This window comes from Micromonospora sp. NPDC005291, assembly GCF_040607415.1.
Classification (GTDB): domain Bacteria; phylum Actinomycetota; class Actinomycetes; order Mycobacteriales; family Micromonosporaceae; genus Micromonospora.
Genome location: NZ_JBEXGR010000010.1, coordinates 21,937 through 28,131, shown reverse-complemented (window position 1 = coordinate 28,131; position 6,195 = coordinate 21,937). Strand labels below are relative to the sequence as shown.

Here is a 6,195-nt window from a genome sequence, read left to right as displayed (position 1 = left end):
CCGCAGTCGCGAACGAAGGGGGCGCAGCGGTGAGCAAGACGGTGGTCCACGTGCTTCGGCACGGTGAGGTGCACAACCCCGACCAGATCCTCTACGGCCGGCTGCCCGGGTTCCGCCTCTCCGAGCTGGGCGTGCAGATGGCCAAGGCCGCTGCGGAGGGCCTGGCCGAGCGGGAGATCGTGCACGTGGTGGCCAGCCCTCTGGAGCGCGCACAGCAGACCGCCGAGCCGATCGCCGCCCAGTTCGGGCTGCCGGTCGGGGTGGACGAGCGGCTGATCGAGAGCGCCAACTGGTTCGAGGGCAAGAAGGTGTCCCCGGGCGACGGGTCGTTCCGCGACCCGCGCAACTGGTGGGTGCTGCGCGACCCGATGACCCCGTCCTGGGGCGAGGCGTACCGGGTGATCGCCGAGCGGATGTTCGCCGCCGTGCACGCCGCCCGGGTCGCTGCCGAGGGGCGCGAGGCGGTGCTGGTGTCGCATCAGTTGCCGATCTGGACGCTGCGCCGGCACGTGGAGCGCAAGCGGCTCTGGCATGACCCGCGCAAGCGACAGTGCGGGCTGGCGAGCCTGACCTCGTTCCACTTCGACGGCGCGAAGGTGGTGGGCATCGGCTACAGCGAGCCGGCCGCGCACCTGATCGCTCTCTCCGCGACCGCCAGGACGGCCAAGGGGGCCTGATGAACGCCCGGAGGTGGACCGCCGGTCTGCTCGCCACCGTCGCCGCGGTGGCGTTGGTCGGCTGCACGTCGAAGGGGCAGGAGAAGACCTGCACGACCACCACCAACGGGATCTTCGAGTGTGCTCCGGACCAGCGCTCCGCGCCTCCGAAGCTCGCCGGTGAGCTGCTCCTCGGCGGCGAGTACGACGTCAGCCAGGCCCGCGGCCAGGTGGTGGTGGTCAACTTCTGGGGCTCCTGGTGCGCGCCCTGCCGGGCCGAGGCGGACGACCTGGAAGCCGTCTACCAGGCCACCAAGGGCTCCGGAGTGAGCTTCCTCGGCATCAACGTCCAGGACCAGCGGGACAAGGCCAAGGCATTCGAGGAGGGCCGGGTCACCTATCCGAGCCTCTTCGACCCGTCCAGCCGACTGGCGCTCGACCTGGACATCCCGCCGAACACCGTCCCGGCGACGGTGGTGCTCGACCGGCAGGGCCGGATCGCGGCGGTGATCCGGGCGGCCGTCAAGCAGGAGGGCCTGCAACCGATCGTCGAACGGATCGCGGGCGAGAAGCCGGCGTCGAACTGATGGGCGAGACCTTCAAGGAGTTGGCCCTCAGTGGGCCGCTGCTGCTGGCCATGGGCGCGGCGGCGCTCGCCGGCCTGGTCAGTTTCCTCTCCCCGTGCGTGCTCCCACTGGTCCCCGGCTACCTCTCGTACGTCACCGGCCTCGCCGGCGCCGACCTCGAAGGCCGCGCGAGGGCCGGCACCCTGGCAACGCCGAGGGCCCCGCTCGACACCGCCGAGCCCGATGGTGGCGGCGGGAAGGTGGCGGTGCGGGAGCGGATCGTCCAGGTCGGCGCGGTCAAGGGCCGGGTGCTCGCGGGCACGCTGCTCTTCATCGCCGGCTTCACCGCCGTCTTCGTCGCCACCGCGATCCTGTTCGCCGGCATCGGCCGGGTCTTCTTCGAGTACGAGCGGCAGCTGGAGATCGTCGTCGGCGCGCTGATCATCGTGCTCGGGTTCGGCTATCTCGGGTTGATCCCCGCACTGCAACGGGAGTTCCGGATCTCCCGGCTGCCGTCGGCGGGGCTGCTCGGCGCACCGGTCTTCGGCGCGGTCTTCGCACTCAGCTGGGTGCCCTGCACCGGCCCCACGCTCGGCGCGGTGATGGGAATGGCCACCGCGTCCGGTCAGAGTGACCGCGCCGTGGTGCTCGCCGTGGCGTACTGCCTCGGGCTGGGGATACCGTTCATCGTCTTCGGGCTGGGCTTCCAACGCCTGCTCGGGGTCTTCCGCGCCGTCCGGCGCAACAGCCGCTGGGTCACCCGGGTCGGCGGCGCTCTGCTCATCCTGATCGGCCTGGCGCTGGTCACCGGCGGATGGCAGAGCTTCGTGATCTGGTTGCAGACCACCGTCGGGGTGGGCGAGGTGAGCATCTGATGACCGTCGTCGACGACCGGCCGGAGACCGAGGCCCCGGCGCCCCGGCGCCGGCCCAACCGGTTGCTGGCGCTGCTGCGCAACTCGTGGCGGCAGCTGACCAGCATGCGTACGGCGCTGATCCTGCTCTTTCTGCTCGCGGTCGCCGCCATCCCCGGCTCGGTGTTGCCGCAGCGCGGGGTCAGCCCGGAGAGGGTCGACGAGTACTTCGTCAACCACCCGGACCTGGCCCCTCGACTGAACCAGATCGGCGCGTTCGAGGTCTTCGGCTCGGTCTGGTTCTCCGCGATCTACCTGCTGCTGTTCACCTCTCTGATCGGCTGCATCACCCCCCGGCTGCGTGACCACGTCCGGGCGCTGCGGTCCCGGCCGCCGGCCGCTCCGAAGCGGATGGCACGGTTGCCGCAGCACACCGTGCTGCCCGCCCCGGCCGGTGGCGCGGCGGCGATCGCCGAGGTGCTGCGCAAGCGTCGCTGGCGGGTGGAGGTGCGCGGCGACGAGGTCTCCGCCGAGAAGGGCTACCTCAAGGAGACCGGGAACCTGCTGTTCCACACCTCGCTGATCGCGGTGCTGATCGGCGTCGCGCTCGGCTCGTGGTACGGCTGGAGCGGCAACCGCCTGCTGGTGGCCGGCGCGGACAACGCCTTCTGCAACACCCGGCAGCAGTACGCCGAGGCGAAGCTCGGCCCCCAGGTGGACAGCGCGGACCTACCCCGCTTCTGCCTGCGGTTGGACGACTTCGAGGCCCGGTTCCTGCCGTCCGGCCAGCCGGAGTTCTTCAACGCCACGGTGACCGTCGACGGCCCGGACGAGCCGACCCGCAGCGCTGACTTCTCGGTGAACTCGCCGCTGCGGCTGAACGACGCGAACGTCTACCTGCTCGGTCACGGGTACGCCCCGGTGATCCGCTACACCGACCGCTTCGGCAACAGCCAGATCAGCGACGAGCCGTTCCTGACGACCGGCGACATGGGTCTGACCAGCGAGGGGCTGGCGGCCTTCCCGGACGCGAACGTCGACCCGGCCACCGGCAAGCGGGCACCGGATGAGCAGATGGCGTTCACCGGCATCTACCTGCCCACGGGACCCGAGCAGGCGCCGTTCGTCCGCTCGCAGTACCCGACCGAGCGCAACCCGATGCTGAACCTGGTCGCCTACCGGGGCAACCTCGGCCTGGACGCCGGCATCCCCGGCTCGATCTACCAGCTGGACCAGCGGCAGGTGCGGACCGGCAAGGTCCAGGAGGTCGGCACCAAGCTGCTCCGCAAGGGCGAGACGTGGACGCTGGACGACGGCACGACTGTCGAGTTCCTGGGCACCGAGCGGTACGTGACCCTCTCCATCCGGCACGACCCCGGCTCGACGCCGCTGCTGATCAGCTGCGGCTTCCTGCTGGTCGGGCTGATGGGCTCGCTGTTCGGGCGTCGCCGCCGGGTGTTCTTCCGGGTGATGCCGGCCGACCCGGCGGAAGGATCTCCGACGGGCGGTAGTAGCTTGATGGAGGTTGGTGGCTTGCCGCGCACCGACTATCCAGGGTTCGCCGACGAGTTCGCTCAACTTGTCGCCGCGGTCAGCGGTGACGAACGGGCGGCCGAGCGGGCCGGTGCGAGCGCTGACTCGGGTGACCGGCCCGGCGTGCGAGAAGGAGCCGAGTGATGTCCGCACTCTCCGACAATCTGGTGACCTTCGCGATCCTGGCGTACCTGGTCGCGATGATCGGCCACGCCGTGGAGTACGCGCTGGGCAACGCGCGTACCCGGGTCGCCGTGGCGGCTCCGGTCCGCGAGCTGGTGGGAGCCGGCGGCGGCGCTGTTCCGACGCCGCCCGCGCCGGTGCAGCCGTCGACCGCGGCCGACCGCTCGGCGCGGCGTGCCCGCCTAGCGGGCCTGATCGCGGTGGGCGCCACCGCAGTCGCCGCCGTGCTGCACCTGGCGGCGCTGGTCACTCGCGGCCTCGCCGCGGACCGGATGCCCTGGGGCAACATGTACGAGTTCGTGCTCACGGTGACGTTCATCGGGGTCACGGCCTGGCTCGTGGTGCTCTGGAAGCGACCGTCGCTGCGCAAGCTCGGGCTGTTCCTCACCCTGGTGATGGTGCTGCTGGTGGCCACCGCCGAGCTGGTGCTGTACGTGCCGATCGTGCCGCTGGTGCCAGCTCTGAACTCGTACTGGTTCGTCATCCACGTCTCGACCATCGTCTTCGCGTCCGGCATCTTCCTGCTCGGTGTGGTGCCGGCGGTCGGCTTCCTGATGCGCAACGGGTACGAGCAGGGCAAGCGGAGCTTCCCGTACACCCTGGCGAAGCGGTTGCCCGGCGCGGCCGGCCTGGAGCGGTTGACCTTCACGCTGCACGCCTTCGCCTTCCCGGTCTTCACCTTCGCGGTGATCGCCGGTGCCATCTGGGCCGAGGCGGCCTGGGGTCGGCCGTGGGGTTGGGACCCGAAGGAGACCTGGGCGTTCATCTCCTGGGTCGTCTACGCCGGCTACCTGCACGCCCGGGCGACGCCCAGCGTGAAGCGCAACGTGGCCACCTGGCTGGCGGTGCTCGGCTTCCTCACCGTGCTGATGAACCTGTTCGGCGTGAACATCTTCTTCACCGGCCTGCACTCGTACGGCGGCCTGGACTGATCAACCGCGGGGCGCGGCCGGTGGCCGGGCCGCCGGTCAGCGTTGTCTCCAGACCGGAGGCAGGTCGAGCGCCTCGTCGATCGCGTCGAGCACCTCCGGCCTGTCCGCCCCGGCGCTGCGCAGCAGGTCGAGGATGGCCATCCGGAGCTGACCGATCATCGTGCTGACCGGCAGTGACTGCTCGTGCCGGAGCATCGGCGTCATCGCCTGCGCGGTGTCGACCGCGATGACGCCCGCCCGGTCGACGTGCTGGTCGGCCGTGTCGCGGTCGCCCGAGACGACGGCGACGAGCACCGCGGCGGCACACGTCGTCAACTCGTGCAGCGCGGTCAGCGCCGTTTCGAGCTGGGTCGGCGCCGGATCCGGCAGCCGGGTGACCGTCACCGCCGAGCGCGCCAGCGTCCGGATGTTGCGGACGGCGTAGTCGATATGGTCGACGGCGGCCTGCACGGCCTGGATACGTGGGCGGCTGTGCCGGTCCCAGGGCGCGAGACGCAGGTTCTCGTCGGCGACCAGCACGGCCCTGCGCAGCGCATCGGTGTGTGAGTCCAGCTGCTGGGCCCGGTCGAACACGGCCTGGGCCGCCTGCTCGTCGTGTCGCCGCAGCGCCTGCCGGATGCCGTCCACCACCCCGGAGAACTCCGTGAACGCCTGCCGTCCCTCGGTCTCGAGCGGGGCCAGCGGCGAGCGTCCGACGGCGATCTGACTGATCAGCAGCGCGATCGTGCCGCCGATCAGCGCGTCGTAGAAGCGGGTGGGTGCCACCTCCTGGTTGCCCGGCGGAACCACGGCGACCAGGAAGAGCGCGGACATGGTCAACTGGTTCCGGACGACGCCTGCGGCCCCGGCGGCGACCGAGAGCCCGACCGCGACCAGGATGACGACGAAGATGGCGGCGGTGGAGTTGGCGCCGAGCGCCTCGATGGCGACTTCGCCGATGAGTGCCCCGACGGCGATCCCGATCAGGACCTGGACCGCCTTGCGCAGTCGTACGCCCCGCGACTGGGCCAACACGATCAGCGCGGCGGCCGGGGCGAAGAACGGCCCGCTGTCGTTGTCGCCGCCGAGGAGGCGGCTGGCGACGAACCAGGACGCGGTCGCGGCCAGCGTCACCTGCGCCACCAGCGGCCAACCGGTACGCAGGCGACCCCAGGCACTGCGCAACCAGCTCGTCATCCGGGACACGCCGGTCTCCCTCGTCGTCCTCGCCGGCTGGTTAACGACTCAACTCGGATCCCGGTGACCGGGGTTGCCAGCCGCGCAGCGTGCGGTCCACCTGAACGGTGACCTGGTAGGCCACCTCGGGCACGTCGGCCAGCTCGATCCGTTCAGCGCGCAGCGCAAGCTGGGCGTGCAGCTCCCGGGCGATGGCGTCGCGCAGCTCGACCAGCAGGGGCGACAACCCGTCCGGGTCGCCGACGACGTAGGCATCCGACATGCCTTCCAGGCTGCGCCCCGGCCGGCGAGGCACG

The 6,195-nt window shown here is 71.1% G+C and carries 7 protein-coding genes; 5 read left to right on the top strand and 2 right to left on the bottom strand.

Features of this window, described 5'->3' with window-relative positions; all coding sequences use genetic code 11:
* Positions 1-29: 29 nt before the first annotated feature.
* From ABZT18_RS15820 to ccsB, 5 genes are read left to right on the top strand one after another with little or no spacing between them, the layout of a single operon-like run.
* Entirely contained in the window at positions 30-677 is a 648-nt protein-coding gene (locus ABZT18_RS15820; RefSeq protein ID WP_354992743.1) for a histidine phosphatase family protein, read from the top strand.
* The gene (locus ABZT18_RS15815) at positions 677-1,243 is read left to right on the top strand and encodes a TlpA disulfide reductase family protein (protein WP_354992742.1); all 567 of its coding nucleotides are present in this window, start codon (positions 677-679) and stop codon (positions 1,241-1,243) included. Before ABZT18_RS15820 ends, ABZT18_RS15815 begins: the two co-directional genes overlap by 1 nt.
* Positions 1,243-2,097, top strand: coding sequence for a cytochrome c biogenesis protein CcdA (locus ABZT18_RS15810; protein ID WP_354992741.1), 855 nt, complete (start codon positions 1,243-1,245; stop codon positions 2,095-2,097). The genes ABZT18_RS15815 and ABZT18_RS15810 overlap by 1 nt, the downstream gene beginning before the upstream one ends.
* On the top strand, positions 2,097-3,752 hold the full coding sequence (locus ABZT18_RS15805) for a cytochrome c biogenesis protein ResB (protein ID WP_354992740.1): 1,656 nt from the start codon (positions 2,097-2,099) through the stop codon (positions 3,750-3,752). The genes ABZT18_RS15810 and ABZT18_RS15805 overlap by 1 nt, the downstream gene beginning before the upstream one ends.
* The gene (ccsB, locus tag ABZT18_RS15800) at positions 3,752-4,723 is read left to right on the top strand and encodes a c-type cytochrome biogenesis protein CcsB (RefSeq protein WP_354992739.1); all 972 of its coding nucleotides are present in this window, start codon (positions 3,752-3,754) and stop codon (positions 4,721-4,723) included. The genes ABZT18_RS15805 and ccsB overlap by 1 nt, the downstream gene beginning before the upstream one ends.
* Before the next feature lie 36 nt (positions 4,724-4,759).
* On the opposite strand, the gene ABZT18_RS15795 is transcribed toward ccsB, so the two are convergent.
* Complete coding sequence (locus ABZT18_RS15795) at positions 4,760-5,899, bottom strand: FUSC family protein (RefSeq protein WP_354993114.1); 1,140 nt, start codon at positions 5,897-5,899, stop codon at positions 4,760-4,762.
* A gap of 40 nt (positions 5,900-5,939) precedes the next feature.
* Complete coding sequence (locus tag ABZT18_RS15790; RefSeq protein WP_354992738.1) at positions 5,940-6,161, bottom strand: hypothetical protein; 222 nt, start codon at positions 6,159-6,161, stop codon at positions 5,940-5,942.
* Positions 6,162-6,195: the final 34 nt, after the last annotated feature.

Excerpts from the sequence above, each read along its gene's own strand:
- ABZT18_RS15815 (WP_354992742.1), top strand. The coding sequence starts at position 677 with ATGAACGCCCGGAGGTGGACCGCCGGTCTGCTCGCCACCGTCGCCGCG.
- ccsB (WP_354992739.1), top strand. The coding sequence starts at position 3,752 with ATGTCCGCACTCTCCGACAATCTGGTGACCTTCGCGATCCTGGCGTAC.
- ABZT18_RS15805 (WP_354992740.1), top strand. The coding sequence starts at position 2,097 with ATGACCGTCGTCGACGACCGGCCGGAGACCGAGGCCCCGGCGCCCCGG.
- ABZT18_RS15810 (WP_354992741.1), top strand. The coding sequence starts at position 1,243 with ATGGGCGAGACCTTCAAGGAGTTGGCCCTCAGTGGGCCGCTGCTGCTG.
- ABZT18_RS15790 (WP_354992738.1), bottom strand. The coding sequence starts at position 6,161 with ATGTCGGATGCCTACGTCGTCGGCGACCCGGACGGGTTGTCGCCCCTG.
- ABZT18_RS15795 (WP_354993114.1), bottom strand. The coding sequence starts at position 5,899 with ATGACGAGCTGGTTGCGCAGTGCCTGGGGTCGCCTGCGTACCGGTTGG.